Below are 15,656 nucleotides of genomic sequence, written 5' to 3'. Positions count from 1 at the left end.
AAGCAGCGCGAAGCGCGATAGGCTGAAACGGTGCGCTGGATCAGGCCGGCGGTCTGATCCAGCGTCCGGCAGCCAGGGCCGCAAAGCCGACGACCAGACCCCAGAAGGCCGATCCCACGCCGAACAAGGCTAGTCCCGAGGCTGTGGCGGCGAACGTCAACACGGCCGCCTCGCGTGACGTCGTTTCGGCCATCATCCCTTGCAGGGCGCCCGTCAGCGGTGCGATCAGAGCCAGCCCCGTTACGGCCGCCAAAACAACCGGCGGCATGGCGATGAACAGTCCGGCCAGCGGTGCGGCGAACAGCGCCACGACCAGATAGAAGCCGCCATAAATCACGCCCACGACCCAGCGTCGCGCGGGATCGGGATGGGCGTCCTGCCCGGTGCAGATCGCCGCCGTGATCGCCGCCAGATTGACCCCATGCCCACCGAGCGGGGCGATCAGCAGGCTGGCGACGCCGGTGGACAGGATCAGCCGGTTGGCGGGCGGAGGATAGCCGGCGCTCTGCAACACGACCAGCCCCGGCAGGTTCTGCGCCGCCAGCGTCACCAGGAACAACGGAAAGCCCAGGCTGACCGCTGCCTTCCAGTCGAACACGGGAACCACGGGCTCCAGATGGCCGAATAGGCCCGTCCCGGCGGGCAGGGCCAACTGTCCCCGGATCGCCAGGACGGCGAAGGCGGCCGCCAGCACGGCTGGCAGCGCCCAGGTCGGCCACAGGCGTCGCGATACCAGAAACAGCGTGACCAGTCCGACGACCAGAACGGCTTCGTCAGGCACGACCTTGAACAGTCTCAACACGAAGGGCAGCAGCACGCCCGCCAGCATGGCCGAAGCGATGGCCGCCGGTATCCGCGCCGCTAACCGCCCCAGGGCCGGGATCAGGCCGGTCAGGATCATCAGCAGGGCGGCGAAGACGAAGGCGCCGATGGCCGTCGGCCATGACAGGCCCAGGGTCGAGGCCGCCAGCAGGGCCGCCCCCGGCGTCGACCAGGCCAGGACGACGGGGATCCTCAACCGCCAGCTCAGCAGCGCGCCCGGGACGCCGATACCCAGGCACAGGGCCGTCACCATCGATCCGATCTGACCGGCGTCCGCGCCCAGCGCCTGGCCCGCCTGCACGACCAGAGCCACGGTCCCGCCGAACCCGATCAGTGTCGCCACGGCGGCGGACGAAAAGGCGGAAGCGGGCAGGGCCCGCATGGAAAAGGCCGAAGCAGTCATGCCCCGGCCTTAAACCGTCACCGTGAAGGCCGGAAGGGCCTGATCAGGCCGCGCCGATCAACCTTCCATGTCGTCTGGCAGGCCCACGGCGTGGAAGCCCGCATCGACGTGGACGACCTCGCCCGTGGTCGAACGGCCCAGGTCCGAGCACAGCCACAGGGCCGCGCCGGCGACGCCCTCCATTGAGGTCTCTTCCTTGATCAGCGAGAACTGGGCCGACTTTGAGTGCAGGCCGCGCCCGCCCGAGATGCCGGCCAGCGACAGGGTGCGCATGGCCCCGGCCGAGATGGCGTTGACGCGGATGTTCTTGGGGCCCAGGTCGCGCGCGATATAGCGGGTCGCCGCCTCCAGAGCCGCCTTGGCCACGCCCATGGTGTTGTAGTTCGGAATGACCCGTTCGGAGCCGAGGTAGGTGAGGGTGATCATCGACCCGCCGTTCGGCATCAGCTTCGATGCGCGCTTGGCCACGTCCACGAAGCTGAAGGCCGAGATGTTCATGGCCAAGAGGAAGCTGTCGCGCGTGGTGTTGTCCACGAAGCTGCCCTTCAGCTCGTCCTTGTTGGCGAAGGCCACCGAATGGACGACGAAGTCGATGGTGCCGAAGGTCTTTTCCAGCTCGGCGAAGGCGGCGTCCATCGAGGCGTCGTCGGTGACGTCGGCCGGGATCAGCAGCTTGGCGCCGACGCTTTCGGCCAGCGGGCGCACGCGGCGCTCCAGGCTTTCGCCCATATAGGTGAAGGCCAGTTCCGCGCCCTGCGCCGCCAGCTGCGAGGCGATGCCCCAGGCGATGGAACTGGAGTTCGCCACGCCCATGATCAGGCCCTTCTTGCCCTTCATGAGGTCGCCGGTCGGCATGTCCCAGCCTTCGGAAGTGGCCATGGTTCGTCTCCTGATGATTTGCCGGAGGGTTAGCAGGGTGGAGAGGCTGGCTCAACGCCTCTCCCTCCCCCGCGGGGGAGGGTGGTCGAGCCGCAGGCGAGATCGGGTGGGGAGGGCAGGGCGAAACCTCGTCGATCTCGCAGGGGCAAACTCAGATCAGTGCGGCCTTGCCTGGCCGCCCCCACCCCGTCGCTGCGCGACGACCCTCCCCCGCAGGGGGAGGGAGAGGCGTTATGCTGATTTTACAGCAGGCCTGAGATCGCCGCGCGGGCGGCGTCGCCCAGGTCGGGCCGTTTCAGCGCCAGGGCGACGTTGGCTTTCAGCAGGCCGATCTTGTCGCCGCAGTCGTGGGTCACGCCGGCGTATTCGACCGCTGTGAAGGCCTGGTGCTGCATCAGCCGCGCCATGGCGTCTGTCAGCTGGATCTCGTTGCCGGCCCCGCGTTCCTGGGTCGCCAGGAGGTCGAAGATTTCCGGCTGAAGGATATAGCGGCCCGAGATCGACAGGTTGGACGGCGCCGTGCCGGGGGCGGGCTTTTCGACCATCCCCTTCATCTCGATCCGGTTGCCCTGGCGGCCGACGGGATCGACGATGCCGTATTTGTGGGCCTGTTCGATATCGACCGATTCCACGCCGATGATGTTGCCGCCGGTCTCGGCATAGACCTCGGCCAGCTGCTTCAGGGCGCCGGGCTGCGAGTCAACGATCACATCGGGCAGGATGACGGCGAACGGCTCATGGCCGATGATGTCGCGCGCGCACCAGACGGCGTGGCCCAGGCCCTTGGGCTGCATCTGGCGGGTGAAGCTCATCTCGCCGGCGGACGCCAGTTCGGCGTTCATCATCTCAAGGATTTCGATCTTGCCCTTGGCCAGGAGCTGGGCTTCTAGCTCGATCTGGTGATCGAAATAGTCCTCGATGGCGCCCTTGGAGCGGCCGGTGACGAAGACGATGTGCTCGATCCCCGCCTCGCGCGCCTCTTCGACGATGTAGGACAGGATCGGCCGATCGACGACGTTCAGCAGTTCCTTGGGCGTGGTCTTGGTGCCGGGGAGGACGCGGGTGCCGAGGCCCGCGACGGGCAATACGGCCTTGCGCAGGCGCGCGGGTGTGGTGGTCATAAACATATCCTGACAGCTATCCCGCCCCTTCTACCCGGTGCGGACCGGCGAAAGAAGGGGCGGGACGGCGGTCGGGTTCCGCCTTACTTGGCGGGGCGCGTCATCGGGGTCATGGCGGCGATGGTCGCGCGCTGGGCCAGCAGTTGATCTTCCGGCAGCGGGATCAGGCCGCGGTCGGCCAGATAGCCGCCCTTGCCGGCCGAACCTTCCGACAGGAACTCCTGCACATATTGCTGCAGGCCGGGGATCACGCCGATGTGGGCCTTCTTCACATAGATGAAGAGGCTGCGCGACAGCGGGTAGGCGCCGCTGGCGATGGTGTCTGCATTGGGTGTGACGCCGTCGATGGTCTCGGCCTTCACCGTGTCCAGGTTCTGTTCCAAGAAGGAATAGCCGAACACGCCCAGCGAGCCCGGCGTGCGGGTCAGGGTCTGGACGATGGCGTTGTCGTTCTCGCCGGAATCGATCCAGGCGCCGTCCTCACGCAGGGTGTGAGCCAGGGCTTCGAAACGATCCGCGTCGGAGGCTTCGACCGCAGCAGCGGCCGGAACCAGCTTGGCGCCCGGCGTCATGCCCAGCTCCAGGAAGGCGTCGCGCGTGCCCGAGGTGGGCGGCGGGCCATAGACCTGGATGCGCTGGTTCGGCAGGCCGGCGTTGACCTGGTTCCAGGTCGTGGCGGGGTTTGTCACGAACGTGCCGTTCGGCCCCGGAACTTCCTTGGCCAGGCCTTCGTAGATGTCGTTCAGTTCGAAGTTGAAGCTGTTGCCGTTGCGGGCCGTGGCGATGACGATGCCGTCGAAGCCGATCTTGATCTCGACGATCTCGGTGACGCCGTTCTTGGCGCACAGGTCGAACTCGGACTGTTTCATCTGACGCGAGGCGTTGGCGATGTCCGGGGTGGTCGGGCCGACGCCTTGGCAGAAGGCCTGGATGCCGCCGCCTGTGCCCAGCGATTCGACGCGGGGCGCCGCGCCGTTGGAGGCGCGCGCGAAGGTCTCGGCCACGCGGGTGGCGAAGGGGAAGACGGTGGACGACCCGGCCGACCAGATGCCGGCGCGCGTGCCCGAGGCCGAGCCGCCCCCGCCGTTGTCGCCACAGGCCGCCAGGGCCAGAAGGGCGGCGGCCGAAGCCGCCAGTTTCAGTGTGCGGATCATCCTGAGCTCTCCCTGAGCATCGATTTCGCGATGCTTAGAGCAGAGGATTGTGACAGTCCGACGAAGGACGGCTCGCCGCTACAGCAGGCGGCGGCGCATGACCTGCGACAGGGTGTCGATCAGGGTCACCGCGACGACCACGACGATCACGATGGCCGAGACGGCGCGGAAATCGAAGGCGTTCATGCTGTCGAACAGCACCTGACCGATGCCGCCGGCGCCGATCAGACCCAGAACCGTCGCCGAACGGCTGTTCGATTCGAAGCGGTACAGGGCGAACGAGGTCCACAGCGGCGCGACCTGCGGCAACACGCCCCAGACGATCTCGTGCAGCTTGCCCGCGCCGGTGGCGCGCACGCCCTCGACCGGACCCTTGTCGATCGATTCGACGGCTTCCGAGAACAGCTTGGCCAGGACGCCGGCCGTATTCAGGGTGATGGCCAGGACGCCGGCTAGCGGCCCCAGGCCAACGGCGGTCACGAACAGCAGGCCGATCACCAGGTCGGGCACCGAACGCAGCAGGTTCATCACCCAACGCACCGGCGTCACGACCCACACGGGGGCGATGTTGCGCGCCGCCGCCAGACCCAACGGAATCCCCAGAAGAACGGCCAGGAAGGTGCCCCAAAGCGCGATCTGAACCGTCTCCCACATCTTGGCGACGAACATCTTCCAGTCGCTGAAGTCGGGACGCAGCAGGTCATGGACGAACAGCTGGGTGCTGTCGTTGCCGGCGAACAGGCGCGGCAGATTGCCCAGATCGACGGCGTCGATGCTGTAGAGCAGGACCGCGGCGACGCCGCCCCACACCAGGATGTCGGCGACCCACGCCAGGGTGGATTTCTTGGGCGCCGCCGGAATGGAGACGGCGGGGGACGCGACTGCGGTCAAGGCCGGACCTCACGCAGGCTGCGCAGGCGTTGAAGCTCGCGCTCGGCGGCCGCGACGGCGCCGGTGTCGCCCTTGGCGCGCGCATCGCCCAGTTTCTGGTCGGCGATCATCTCGCGGATCGGATCCAGATAGGTGTCGTCGGCGGCGGTGAAGCGGGAATACTCCAGGTCCGCCAGAACCGCGCGTTGACGCTCGGCCTCGGCGCCTTCGCCCTGGCCATAGGTCAGGAAGAAGCTGCGGATCTTTTCCTTCAGCGCCGGGTCCAGGTCCTCGCGCACGACGATGCCGCTCTCGGGGATGGGGGGCGAGGTCCAGATTTCCTCGATCTGGCCGGCCAGCTGCGGGTTTTCCTTGCGCATGAAGATGGTGTTGACGCTGTTGGAGGTCGCCACGTCGATCACGCCGGTGGCGACGCCGAAGGCGTTGGCCTGGTGGTTGGCCGAGCGCACGGTCTTGAAGCACTGGGCCGGGACGACGCCGCGCGGATTGAACAGGAAGGTCAGCGGGGCCAGGGTGCCCGACGTCGACTGGGCGTCGCCGATGCCGAAGTTGTACTGCTTGCCGCACGCCATGACTTTGTCCAGCGTGATGCCCGAGCCCTTCTTGACGATCAGGGTCGATTGATAGCTGTCCAGGCCTTCGCGGTTGACGGTGCGGGCGATGACCTCGGCCTTGGCGCGGTCGATGGCCTCGACCTCGGGCTTGGCCGAGAACCATCCGACCTGGGTGTGGTTGCCGCGCATGGCCTCGACCAGAACCGTATAGTTCGAGCCGAAATAGGGTTTGACCGGCACGCCGACGGCCTTGGACATATCGTCCAGCAGCGGCTGCCACAGGGGACCGGCGGAGGCCTGACCTTCGGCCGACAGGATCGAGAAGGTGATCTCGGTCGGCACGCCGCCGGCCTTCTGGTCCTCACCGCCGCCACAGGCCGCCAGGCCCAGGATCATCACGGCTGCGCCGGCCGCCGCGATCAGACGGCGAGTGGGGGAAATACGGGACAGGCTCATGCCTTGGTCTCCCAGAACGCGTCCTCGAACTCGGGACCGTAGATTTCGATCAGACGCTGTTGATCCAGCGCCGTTGACGGACCGTCATAGACGATCTTGCCGCCCTGCAGGGCGATGACGCGGTCGCAGTAGCGGATGGCGTAGTCGACCTGGTGCAGGGTGACGATGACGCCCATGCCGTCGCGCCTGTTCAGCTCGACCAGCAGTTCCATCACCTTGCGCGCGGACACCGGGTCCAGCGAGGCGACGGGTTCATCGGCCAGGATGGCCTTGGCGCCCTGCACGATGGCGCGGGCGATGGCGCCGCGCTGCTGTTGACCGCCCGACAGGGTGTTGGCGCGTTGGGCCGCATAGTCGGACACGCCGACGCGGTGCAGGGCCGCCATGGCCTTGTCCTTGTCCGCCTGGGGCCAGGCGCCCAGCAGGCCCTTCCACGCGGGCAGGCGCCCCAGCGCGCCCAGCATGACGTTGGAGAACAGGCTGAGGCGGCCGACCAGGTTGAACTGCTGGAAGATCATGCCCAGCTTGCCGCGCGCCTTGCGCACGGAACCCGTGACCCGACCGTCCTTCTGCACGGTCTCGCCGAACACCTGGATCGTGCCCGCGCCCGCGTCGATCGACTGCAGGCCGGTGATGGAGCGGAGCAGGGTGGACTTGCCCGAACCGGACGGACCGATCAGAGCGACCATTTCGCCGGAGGCGACGGAAATCGAGACGCCGTCCAGCGCCTTTCGCGATCCGAAGGTCTTCGACACGTCGCGCGCCAGGACGAGCCCGGGGGAGACGGCGGCTGCGGATGAACTCATGAACTCGCTAGGAGGCTGTGGCGAAGGGGCGCCGCATGACGCGACAAAGGCGTCTAGGCAAGGCCTTAATCGCACACGGCGTGCGACCTCGTCCATAGCCGACCCATTCAGCGGCCTTCCGCCGCGGCCTCGACCCTTGCGACATCGGCTGCGATCGGCAAGGCCGCGCGGGAGCGTTCCAGCGCTTCGCGCGCGAGGGCCTCTATCACGGGCGCCAGAGCCGGTGTCGTCGCCAAGGCCCTGAGGCTCTTTTGCAATCGCACCGAAACCGCCACGTCGCCGGCTCCGTAACGCGCTATGGGGCCGAATATGTCGTCCAAAAGGTCCGCATCGGCGATATCCGGCACGAACAGCCGGTCGCGCAGGGGCTCATCCCTGGCTGTCGCGACATCGTTCGCCCAGATGTCGATCAGGCGTACGCCGCTGGATATGACCTGAATCGCGGTTCCAGGATCGTTCACACCAGGCGACAGGGCTTTGGCTGCGATTTCACCCAGCACGATCAGGCCGAAGCGCGGATCCTGATCGTATGAGCGCGAATTCCCGATCGCGAACGCTGATCGAAAATCATCCTGAGCACTGTCGTCGCAGGCCGGCAGGCTGATCCGAGCCAGGACACCCCCACGCCGAACGAGTGCGCCCGGTGCGGCGATCACCTCGACTTCGCAGTCGCGCGCCTCGGCCATCGCCTGAAGACGAGCGGGATCGACGTTCTGGACGTAGCCGGTGGCGTGGGCCTTCACCTCGGCTCCACCTGAAAGCTGTCCGCGCCTGCCTCCAAGAAGCGGAAGGTCTCGGCGCTGGGTCAGGGCGTCCAGCGCATAGCCCTCCACCAGATCGATCATGTGCCCCACCCGGGCCAGGCTCGACAGCCTGTTGATCCAGGCCAGCAGGCGAAACGCCACCAGCCCCACCATGGCCAGGCTGACCAGGAACAGGATGGCTCGGCCGTTCTGACCGTAATAATGGGCGTTGATCGCCGTCACCGCGACGATGGCGTAAAGAAAGGCGCCGACGAAGGTGGCCAGGGACTTCTGCGTTTCCTCGTCGCTGGTCACCAGGGCGGCGACCCGCGGACTGGCCGCTGACGAGACCGAGGTATAGGCCGTGACCATGGCGCCGACCGAGAACGTCGCCACGCCCAGCAGGCTGGACGCCAGGATCGTCAGTATCGACTCCACCGACTGGCCGCCCAGTCGCTCGGCCATCTCGGCGGGAACCCACGGCGCCAGAAAGACCGCCAGCAGCGCCGCAGCCACCCCGACGCCCGCATAGGCCGTCGCGCGCACCCAAAGCTGGCGTTTCAACTTGCGCCACAAGAATATCCAGCGGTTCATTCACGCCTCCCGGCTGCTCAACGAGGTTGGAACGGCTCAGGTTGCCCTCACGACGGCGTTTCATGGGGTGCGCGGACATTTGTGACAGTCCCGTCCTGGCCAAACCCAGGCCCTGCCACGAAAAAACCCCTTTACATGACAGTTCGAAGTCCCCATATCGCGGCTTCCGGCGGACCCCGTAGGTCCTTTCTGCGCCGCTAACGCCGGTCTGGGTTTAACAATTAGCAGGGGGTTACGTGAATTGCGCACGTATCAGCTTCCCCTGGACCTGGTCCGTGAGCGGTCCCCTGAACGTCCCGTCGCCCTCGTGCGACCGCGTTCGGTTTCCGTAGCGGCGCGCTGGTTCCAGGATAATCTAAAGGCCGACGTCTTCTATGCGGTGAAGGCGAACCCGTCGCGTTGGGTCGTCGAGACCCTGATCGAGGCCGGTGTTCGCGGTTTCGACGTGGCGTCCATCGCCGAGATCGAGCTGGTTCGCTCGGTCAGCCATGACGTTCGCCTGGCCTTCATGCACCCGGTCAAGAGCCGGTCTGCGATCACCAAGGCCTATTTCGACCACGGCGTGCGAACCTTCTCGCTCGACTGCGTCGATGAGCTGAACAAGATCCTCGACGCCACCGGCGGCGCGGATGACCTGAACCTGATCGTTCGCATGGCCGTCTCGGCCGACGGCGCGGCCTATACGCTTTCGGGCAAGTTCGGCATTTCGGCGGATCAGGCTCCGGCCCTGCTGATGGCCACGCGCCAGGCGGTCAAGGACGGTCTGATGGGCGTCTCCTTCCACGTCGGCAGCCAGTGCATGCGCCCGACCGCCTACCAGGCCGCCATGGCCCAGGTCGGGCGTTCGATCAGCCGCGCCGGCGTCATCGTGGACATCGTCGATGTCGGCGGCGGCTTCCCCTCGGTCTATCCGGGCATGGTCCCGCCGGACATGAGCGAATACGCCGACGCCATCCATCGCGGCTTCAACGAGATGCCGGTGTCGGAAACGACCGAGCTGTGGTGCGAGCCCGGCCGGGCGCTGGTCGCCGAATCCTCGTCGATCCTGGCACGCGTCGATCTGCGCAAGGGCGACGCCCTGTATCTTAACGACGGGTCGTACGGCTCGCTGTTCGACGCGACCCACTCGCGCTGGCCCTTCCCGACCAAGCTGGTCCGGGACGGCGAGGCGGCGAGCGATCTGAAGGCGTTCCAGTTCTACGGCCCGACCTGCGATTCCATCGACCACATGCCCGGCCCGTTCTGGCTGCCGGCCGATGTGCGCGAAGGCGACTTCATCGAGATCGGCATGCTCGGCGCCTATGGCGTCGCCATGTCGACGGGCTTCAACGGCTATGGCGAACACGACATCGCCATGGTCGAGGACGCCCCGATGGCCTCCCTCTACGGCCTGGCCCCGCGCTCCATCCCGACCGTGCGCACCACGGCGGAAGAGAACGCCCGCAAGATCGTGCGTCTGTCACGTCCCAAGGGTAAGGCCGGTCAGAGGAAGAAGTCGCGACGCTGATCGTGAGGGGTGAATCGTGAGTCGTGATTGTCAGCCATGACCGACTTGCGAACCCACCGCGATCTCGACGTCTGGAAGCTCTCGCTTGATTGGGTTGAAGCCGTTTATCGTTGCTCGGTCTCCTGGCCGTCTGACGAGCGGTTCGGCCTGATCAGTCAGGTGCGTCGTTCAGCCGTCAGTGTGGCCGCCAATATCGCGGAAGGCGCAGGCCGAAACGGAACGGGTGAGTTCGTCCACTTCCTCGGCATCGCGCGCGGGTCGCTCGCCGAGGTCGAAACCCACCTCCTCATCGCCGCGCGTCTCGGCTATCTAACGACTGATGATCTCCAACCTTTGCTTGCCGACATGGAGCGGATCGGGCGTATGCTCTCCGCCCTTTCGTCGCGACTGAAGCAACGGCGGCAAGACTGACCGCACTTCACCCTTCACGCATCACGATTCACGAGTCACCCATGACCGCCAACACCAAGGCCCAACTGCTGCAGAACGTGGTCGAGCATGTGGACATCACGTCCTTCGACGCCCGCCCGATCATCGACAGCATGCGCAAGATGTCCTTCTCGTCGCGCGACACCGCCCGCGCCGCCGACATCTTCTCCATGGCCATCGAGGACAAGGACTGCTCGCCCTGGCTGATCCTGGCCGGTTCGACCTCGGCCGGCGGCTGCATGCACGTGTACCGCGACATGGTGAAGTTCGGCATGGTGGACGCCGTCGTCGCCACCGGCGCCTCCATCGTGGACATGGATTTCTTCGAGGCCCTGGGCTTCAAACACTATCAGGCCGCCGGCGAGGTGGACGACAACGTCCTGCGCGAAAACTACATCGACCGGATCTACGACACCTATATCGACGAGGAAGAGCTCCAGGCCTGCGATCACACCATCCTGGAGATCGCCAACCGGCTGGAGCCGCGCGGCTATTCCAGCCGCGAGTTCATCTGGGAAATGGGCAAGTGGCTGAGCGAGGGCAACGCCAAGAAGCCCGGCTCGCTGATCCAGACCGCCTATGAAGAGGGCGTGCCGATCTTCTGCCCGGCCTTCGTCGACTCCTCGGCCGGCTTCGGCTTGGTCAAGCACCAGAAGGAACGCGCCGCCGCCGGCCAGCCCTATCTGATGCTGGACGCCATCGCCGACTTCCGCGAACTGACCGACATAAAGATCGCCGCCGGCGTCACCGGCCTGTTCATGGTCGGCGGCGGCGTGCCCAAGAACTTCGCCCAGGACACGGTCGTCTGCGCCGAAATCCTCGGCGTCGAGGCCGAGATGCACCGTTATGCGGTCCAGATCACGGTCGCCGACGTCCGCGACGGCGCCTGCTCGTCCTCGACGCTGAAGGAGGCCGCGTCGTGGGGCAAGGTCCAGACCACCCACGAACAGATGGTCTTCGCCGAAGCCACCACCGTCGTCCCCCTGATCGGCTCCGACGCCTACCACCGCGGGTCGTGGAAGAACCGCGACAAGCGCCGCTGGAACAAGCTGTTCGGCAAATAAATCAGGCGTCGGTTTCCTTCTCCCCTCGGGGGAGAAGGTGGCCGGCGGAGCCGGTCGGATGAGGGGGCTGTGTCCGCATCGCGGCATGCTGACGTATGGCGTCCAATACGACCGCCGGATTCTTCGAAAAATCCCCGTTTCTAAATCGCAGGACCGTATAGCCCGCGATACGCAGACGCTCATCCCGCACAGCGTCTCGCGCCTCGTGCAGATCATGCACGCCGCCGTCCAGCTCTACGATCAGTCTGATCTCATGACAGGCGAAGTCGGCGATGGCGCCCGCAACCGGCGCCTGCCGCCTGAACTTCAATCCATCCAGCTGTCGGTTACGCAGCATGGACCAAAGGATCGCCTCCGCGCCCGTCATGTCGGCGCGAAGGCGGCGTGACTGTCGGGTTCTGGGCGGCGACTGCCACATCTGTTTCCGGCAGCCCCCTCATCCGGTCCTACGGGCCACCTTCTCCCCCGAGGGGAGAAGGGTCAACTCAGGCCGCGCAACCTTCAAAGCCAGCCTTCAGCGTCGCCTCGTCCAGATCCCGACCGATGAAGACCGCGCGGCTCCAGCGGCGTTCGGCGACGCCCCATTCGCGTTGCAGGTCGCCCTCCAGGATCATGTGCACCGCCTGGAAGACCAGGCGCCGGTTCTCGCCCTGAACGTCGATGATGCCCTTGGCGCGCAGGATGTTCTGACCCTGCTCGCCCAGCAGCCGGTCCAGCCAGGCGGTGAATTTGGCGCCGTCCAGCGGCCGGTCCAGCGACAGGGAGATGCCCTTGATGTCGTCCTGGTGAGCATGACCGCGCGCGCCGTGTGAATGGTCGTGATCGTGATGATCGTGCCCGTGATCATGGTCATGATCGTGGTGGTCGTGACCGCAGGCCTCGTCATGGACATGGCCGTCCGCGCCGTGCGGCGGGTTCACGAAGTCCGGCCGAACCTCCAGGATCCGGTCCAGATCGAAGGCGTGCAGACCCAGCACCTGATCCAGCGGCACGTTCGAGCGTTCGGCGCGCACGATGGGGGCCAGCGGGTTCAACGCCCGCAGCCGGGCCTCGACCGCGTCCAGCTCTTCCGGCGTCGCCAGATCCACCTTGTTCAGGATGATGCGGTCGGCGAAGGCCACCTGTTCGCGGGCCTCCTTTGAATCGTCCAGCCGCGCCATCACGTGCTTGGCGTCGACCAGGGTGGTGACGCTGTCCAACTGGGTCTTGGCCTTGACGTCCTCGTCGACGAAGAAGGTCTGGGCCACCGGCCCGGGGTCGGCCAAGCCTGTCGTTTCGACGATGATGGCGTCGAAGGCGGGCTTGCCGGGGCGCTGGCGCTTCATCAGGCCGGCGACCACGCGGATCAGGTCGCCGCGCACCGTGCAGCAGACGCAGCCGTTGTTCATCTCGAACACGTCCTCGTCGGCGCCGACGACCAGGTCGTTGTCGATGCCGATCTCGCCGAACTCGTTGACGATGACGGCGTAACGCTTGCCGTGATCCTCGGTCAGGATCCGGTTCAGCAGCGTCGTCTTGCCGGCGCCGAGATAGCCGGTCAGGACGGTGACGGGGATTTTGCCGCTGACGGCGGCGGTCGAAACGGGGGCGGCGAGGGTGTCGGTCATAGGCCGCTAGATGGCGGCTGGCGCCTCACTTGGGAAGAGGGGGCGCTAAGCCTTCTTCACGAACTCGACGCGCAGGACCAGGCCGCGCACCTTGTCGACATTGGCCTCGATCTCGTCGGTGTCGCCGGTCAGGCGGATGTTCTTGACCAGGGTGCCGCGCTTCAGCGTCACGCCGCCCGACCCCTTGACCTTCAGATCCTTGATCAGGGTCACGCTGTCGCCGTCGGCCAGGATGTTGCCGTTGGAGTCCTTGGTCACGTCATCGGTCATGGCGAAGCTTCTAGCGACCGGGCCGACAAATATCCACACTCGACGTGCGGATTTCGCCCATGTCTCCTCCCCATGAAATGGGGAGGGGGACCGCGAAGCGGTGGAGGGGCTGCCTGACGCCCCACGGACATCAGCGATGCGGACACAGCCCCTCCGTCACGGCGCGAAGAGGCGCCGCGCCACCTCCCCGCAAAGCGGGGAGGAGACGGTTCAGTCCGGCACGTTCGCGTCCAGTTCGTCCAGCCACACCCGCGCGTTCCCGTCCGACGGCGCCCGCCAGTCGCCGCGCGGCGACAGCGACCCGCCCGTCACCACCTTCGGGCCGTTCGGCAGGGCCGAGCGTTTGAACTGGGCGGTCTGGAAGAAACGGATCAGGAACTTCCTCAGCCAGGCCTTGATGGTCGCCAGATCGTATTCGACCTTTTCGTCCTCGGGTGTGTTAGCGGGCCAATGTCCGGCGCCGGCGTCGCTCCAGGCCTGGTGCGCGAGGAAGGCGACCTTGGACGGCTTCAGCCCGAAGCGGCTGATGTAGAACAGGAAGAAGTCGTTCAGCGCATAGGGGCCGACCGTCCCCTCCGTCGATTGGATCACGCCATCCTTGGCCGGGACCAGTTCGGGCGAAATCTCGGTGTCCAGAATGGCGTGCAGGGTATCGCGCGCCTCGCCGCCGATCAGGTCGCCGGCCGCCACCCAGCGGATCAGGTGGCGGATCAGGGTCTTCGCCACCCCGCCGTTGACGTTGTAATGGCTCATATGGTCGCCGACGCCGTATGTGGCCCAGCCCAGGGCCAGTTCCGACAGGTCGCCGGTCCCCAAAACGAAGGCCTTGTTCTGGTTGGCCAGCCGGAACAGATAATCGGTCCGCAGGCCCGCCTGGACATTCTCGAAGGTGATGTCGTGGACCGGTTCGCCCGCCGCATAGGGGTGGCCGATGTCCTTGAACATCTGTTCGGCGGCGGGGCGGATGTCGATCTCGGCGCCCGTGACGCCCAACGCCTTCATCAGCGCCCAGGCATTCGACTTGGTCGCGTCCGAAGTGGCGAAACCCGGCATGGTGAAGGCCAGAATGTTCGTGCGCGGCAACTCCAGCCGGTCGAAGGCGCGGCACGCCACCAGCAGGGCCTGGGTCGAATCCAGCCCGCCAGACACCCCGATCACCAGCCGCTCGGCCCCCGTCGCCGTCATCCGGCGCATCAGTCCCTGCACCTGGATGTTGAACGCCTCATAGCAGTCCTGGTCCAGCCGCCCGGCGTCGTCCGGCACGAAGGGGAAGCGGTCCAGGGGCCGGATCAGTTCGCTGGCCTCGTTGTCCTCGCGCGCCACGAAGGGCACGACCGTCGCCGGCTCGCCCTCGTTCCTCGCACATTCGGCGAAGGTGCCGTTGCGCAGCCGGTCCAGGCCGATCCGGTCCACGTCCACGTCGGCGAGCGTCAGATGGCTCTCCAAGGCGAACCGCTGCCCTTCCGCCAATTTCGATCCCAATTCATGGATGGTCGCCTGACCGTCCCAGGCCAGGTCGGTGGTGCTTTCGCCCCAGCCCGAGGCGGTGAAGACATAGGCCGACAGGGTCCGCGCCGAATGGCTGGCGCTCAGCATCGCCCGCTCGTCCGCCTTGCCGATCACGATGTTGGACGCCGACAGGTTCAGCAGGATCCGAGCCCCCGCCAGGGCCGCCCGCGTCGAGGGCGGCAGGGGCGCCCAATAGTCTTCGCAGATCTCGACCGCGAAGACGAAGCCCGGCCGGTTGACCGCCTCGAACACCAGGCCGGGCGCGAAATCCACCGTCTCGCCGTTCAGCCGGATCACGTCCTCGGCGCGCGCCGTGGCCGGGGCGAACCAGCGCTTCTCGTAATATTCGCGGTAGTTGGGCAGATAGGTCTTGGGCACGACGCCCAGAACCTCGCCCGCGCCCATCACCACGGCGCAGTTGTACAGGGCGTCGCCGTTGCGGATCGGCGCCCCGACCACGGCGGCCAGATCATGCTCGCCGGTCGCCTGGGCGATCACCGCGATCTGACGCTCGACCTCGTCCAGCAGGGCCGCCTGCATATGCAGGTCGTCGATGGCGTAGGCCGAAAGGGACAGTTCGGGAAAGACCATCAGGTCCACGCCCTGCTCGCCCGCCTGACGGATCAGGGCGACGTGTTCCTCCGCATTGGCCCTGGGATCACCCACGTGGGTGATCGGCGTCGCCGCCGCCACGCGCACGAAGCCGTGGGTCTTGGGCGAGAAGAAGGAGGTGGCGTCTACCATCGGAACGTCCGTTTCATCCGGCGTGCGCCGGTCGTCGCCCTTCATATAGGCCGGAAAGACGAAGGGCGAGAATCCCTCGCTCGACCGGCGCGATCATGCAGGC

At 66.4% G+C, this 15,656-nt stretch carries 15 protein-coding genes; 3 read left to right on the top strand and 12 right to left on the bottom strand.

What is annotated here, in order from left to right:
- Positions 1 to 40: 40 nt before the first annotated feature.
- The 8 genes from ACP69V_RS14520 to ACP69V_RS14485 form a co-directional block, all read right to left on the bottom strand.
- Entirely contained in the window at positions 41 to 1,225 is a 1,185-nt protein-coding gene (locus ACP69V_RS14520; protein WP_426024487.1) for a benzoate/H(+) symporter BenE family transporter, read from the bottom strand.
- Between the two features lie 57 nt (positions 1,226 to 1,282).
- The gene (locus ACP69V_RS14515) at positions 1,283 to 2,080 is read right to left on the bottom strand and encodes an enoyl-ACP reductase FabI (protein ID WP_409716945.1); all 798 of its coding nucleotides are present in this window, start codon (positions 2,078 to 2,080) and stop codon (positions 1,283 to 1,285) included.
- A gap of 266 nt (positions 2,081 to 2,346) precedes the next feature.
- A complete protein-coding gene (galU, locus tag ACP69V_RS14510) occupies positions 2,347 to 3,225 on the bottom strand; it encodes a UTP--glucose-1-phosphate uridylyltransferase GalU (RefSeq protein ID WP_135194519.1) in 879 nt (292 codons plus the stop codon).
- 83 nt (positions 3,226 to 3,308) lie between these two features.
- A complete protein-coding gene (locus tag ACP69V_RS14505) occupies positions 3,309 to 4,379 on the bottom strand; it encodes a substrate-binding domain-containing protein (RefSeq protein ID WP_346494539.1) in 1,071 nt (356 codons plus the stop codon).
- Between the two features lie 78 nt (positions 4,380 to 4,457).
- Entirely contained in the window at positions 4,458 to 5,270 is an 813-nt protein-coding gene (gene phnE, locus ACP69V_RS14500; RefSeq protein WP_409716790.1) for a phosphonate ABC transporter, permease protein PhnE, read from the bottom strand.
- Positions 5,267 to 6,280, bottom strand: coding sequence for a phosphate/phosphite/phosphonate ABC transporter substrate-binding protein (gene phnD / locus ACP69V_RS14495; protein ID WP_426024486.1), 1,014 nt, complete (start codon positions 6,278 to 6,280; stop codon positions 5,267 to 5,269). Before phnD ends, phnE begins: the two co-directional genes overlap by 4 nt.
- Positions 6,277 to 7,086 carry a phosphonate ABC transporter ATP-binding protein gene (gene phnC, locus ACP69V_RS14490; protein WP_135194523.1) on the bottom strand — a complete coding sequence of 270 codons (810 nt, stop codon included), beginning with the start codon at positions 7,084 to 7,086 and terminating at the stop codon, positions 6,277 to 6,279. Before phnC ends, phnD begins: the two co-directional genes overlap by 4 nt.
- 107 nt (positions 7,087 to 7,193) lie before the next feature.
- Positions 7,194 to 8,423: a DUF2254 domain-containing protein gene (locus tag ACP69V_RS14485; RefSeq protein ID WP_426024485.1), complete on the bottom strand. Its 1,230-nt coding sequence runs from the start codon at positions 8,421 to 8,423 to the stop codon at positions 7,194 to 7,196.
- A gap of 241 nt (positions 8,424 to 8,664) precedes the next feature.
- Here ACP69V_RS14485 and ACP69V_RS14480 point away from each other — a divergent pair, with 241 nt between their 5' ends.
- Genes ACP69V_RS14480 through ACP69V_RS14470 form a run of 3 tightly spaced genes read left to right on the top strand, consistent with a single transcriptional unit; the run spans position 8,665 to position 11,423 of the window.
- Complete coding sequence (locus ACP69V_RS14480) at positions 8,665 to 9,930, top strand: type III PLP-dependent enzyme (RefSeq protein WP_426024484.1); 1,266 nt, start codon at positions 8,665 to 8,667, stop codon at positions 9,928 to 9,930.
- A 36-nt stretch (positions 9,931 to 9,966) separates the two neighbouring features.
- A complete protein-coding gene (locus tag ACP69V_RS14475; protein WP_426024483.1) occupies positions 9,967 to 10,341 on the top strand; it encodes a four helix bundle protein in 375 nt (124 codons plus the stop codon).
- A 41-nt stretch (positions 10,342 to 10,382) separates the two neighbouring features.
- The gene (locus tag ACP69V_RS14470) at positions 10,383 to 11,423 is read left to right on the top strand and encodes a 1,9-bis(guanidino)-5-aza-nonane synthase (protein ID WP_426024482.1); all 1,041 of its coding nucleotides are present in this window, start codon (positions 10,383 to 10,385) and stop codon (positions 11,421 to 11,423) included.
- Position 11,424: 1 nt separating this feature from the next.
- On the opposite strand, the gene ACP69V_RS14465 is transcribed toward ACP69V_RS14470, so the two are convergent.
- From ACP69V_RS14465 to ACP69V_RS14450, 4 genes are all read right to left on the bottom strand, one after another.
- Positions 11,425 to 11,760 carry an endonuclease domain-containing protein gene (locus ACP69V_RS14465; RefSeq protein WP_426024715.1) on the bottom strand — a complete coding sequence of 112 codons (336 nt, stop codon included), beginning with the start codon at positions 11,758 to 11,760 and terminating at the stop codon, positions 11,425 to 11,427.
- A 148-nt stretch (positions 11,761 to 11,908) separates the two neighbouring features.
- A complete protein-coding gene (locus ACP69V_RS14460; protein ID WP_426024481.1) occupies positions 11,909 to 13,030 on the bottom strand; it encodes a CobW family GTP-binding protein in 1,122 nt (373 codons plus the stop codon).
- Positions 13,031 to 13,075: 45 nt separating this feature from the next.
- Positions 13,076 to 13,300: an alkylphosphonate utilization protein gene (locus tag ACP69V_RS14455; RefSeq protein ID WP_159846931.1), complete on the bottom strand. Its 225-nt coding sequence runs from the start codon at positions 13,298 to 13,300 to the stop codon at positions 13,076 to 13,078.
- 210 nt (positions 13,301 to 13,510) lie between these two features.
- Entirely contained in the window at positions 13,511 to 15,553 is a 2,043-nt protein-coding gene (locus ACP69V_RS14450) for an NAD(+) synthase (protein ID WP_426024480.1), read from the bottom strand.
- Between the last annotated feature and the right edge of the window lie 103 nt (positions 15,554 to 15,656).

The organism is Brevundimonas sp. PWP3-1b1 (genome assembly GCF_049896065.1).
Taxonomy (GTDB): domain Bacteria; phylum Pseudomonadota; class Alphaproteobacteria; order Caulobacterales; family Caulobacteraceae; genus Brevundimonas; species Brevundimonas intermedia_B.
Note: the sequence above shows the minus strand (reverse complement) of the source record. Positions and strands in the feature narration are given on the sequence as shown.

What these genes read in the sequence shown, in the direction of transcription:
- ACP69V_RS14485 (WP_426024485.1), bottom strand. Translation starts at nt 8,423, where the DNA reads ATGAACCGCTGGATATTCTTGTGGCGCAAGTTGAAACGCCAGCTTTGG.
- ACP69V_RS14450 (WP_426024480.1), bottom strand. Translation starts at nt 15,553, where the DNA reads ATGGTAGACGCCACCTCCTTCTTCTCGCCCAAGACCCACGGCTTCGTG.
- ACP69V_RS14515 (WP_409716945.1), bottom strand. Translation starts at nt 2,080, where the DNA reads ATGCCGACCGGCGACCTCATGAAGGGCAAGAAGGGCCTGATCATGGGC.
- ACP69V_RS14465 (WP_426024715.1), bottom strand. Translation starts at nt 11,760, where the DNA reads ATGCTGCGTAACCGACAGCTGGATGGATTGAAGTTCAGGCGGCAGGCG.
- ACP69V_RS14505 (WP_346494539.1), bottom strand. Translation starts at nt 4,379, where the DNA reads ATGATCCGCACACTGAAACTGGCGGCTTCGGCCGCCGCCCTTCTGGCC.
- ACP69V_RS14470 (WP_426024482.1), top strand. Translation starts at nt 10,383, where the DNA reads ATGACCGCCAACACCAAGGCCCAACTGCTGCAGAACGTGGTCGAGCAT.
- ACP69V_RS14455 (WP_159846931.1), bottom strand. Translation starts at nt 13,300, where the DNA reads ATGACCGATGACGTGACCAAGGACTCCAACGGCAACATCCTGGCCGAC.
- phnD (WP_426024486.1), bottom strand. Translation starts at nt 6,280, where the DNA reads ATGAGCCTGTCCCGTATTTCCCCCACTCGCCGTCTGATCGCGGCGGCC.
- galU (WP_135194519.1), bottom strand. Translation starts at nt 3,225, where the DNA reads ATGACCACCACACCCGCGCGCCTGCGCAAGGCCGTATTGCCCGTCGCG.
- phnC (WP_135194523.1), bottom strand. Translation starts at nt 7,086, where the DNA reads ATGAGTTCATCCGCAGCCGCCGTCTCCCCCGGGCTCGTCCTGGCGCGC.
- ACP69V_RS14460 (WP_426024481.1), bottom strand. Translation starts at nt 13,030, where the DNA reads ATGACCGACACCCTCGCCGCCCCCGTTTCGACCGCCGCCGTCAGCGGC.
- ACP69V_RS14520 (WP_426024487.1), bottom strand. Translation starts at nt 1,225, where the DNA reads ATGACTGCTTCGGCCTTTTCCATGCGGGCCCTGCCCGCTTCCGCCTTT.
- ACP69V_RS14475 (WP_426024483.1), top strand. Translation starts at nt 9,967, where the DNA reads ATGACCGACTTGCGAACCCACCGCGATCTCGACGTCTGGAAGCTCTCG.